Raw genomic sequence first — 508 nt, forward strand, 5'->3', positions numbered from 1 at the left:
GATCAGAATGCTGCGGTGAATGCGTTCCCGGGTCTTGTACACACCGCCCGTCACACCACGGAAGTTGGAAACACCCGAAGCCGATTATCTAACCCTTGGGAGGAAGTCGTCGAAGGTGGTATCAATAACTGGGGTGAAGTCGTAACAAGGTAGCCGTATCGGAAGGTGCGGCTGGATCACCTCCTTTCTAGGGAGAATTGCCTACTGTTTAATTTTGAATGTTCTTACCGAACTTCAATAAATCGAATGAGAATTAGACAGAAAACTTTTATTAAAGTATATGTATGTATTTTAGTGTAGGCTATCGCCTAAATCAAAGATACTACTTACTGTTTAATTTAAGGGTTCTTTTTTGAGTCTTCATATTTCGAAATTACAATTATATAATCTGGGGGTGTAGCTCAGTTGGGAGAGCACTTGCCTTGCAAGCAAGGGGTCAGGAGTTCGACTCTCCTCATCTCCACCATTAGGGATTTATCCCTATTGTTAGCACTTTAAGCAATTGATA

General features: G+C 42.1%; 1 tRNA gene and 1 rRNA gene. Both read left to right on the forward strand.

The features are described 5' to 3' along the window. Positions 1–187, forward strand: a 16S ribosomal RNA gene (locus KQI18_RS14050); the annotation flags it as partial. 203 nt (positions 188–390) lie between these two features. Continuing rightward, positions 391–466 (forward strand) — tRNA-Ala (locus tag KQI18_RS14055). The last annotated feature ends 42 nt before the right edge of the window (positions 467–508 follow it).

It is taken from the genome of Metaclostridioides mangenotii (assembly GCF_018917235.1).
GTDB lineage: Bacteria > Bacillota > Clostridia > Peptostreptococcales > Peptostreptococcaceae > Metaclostridioides.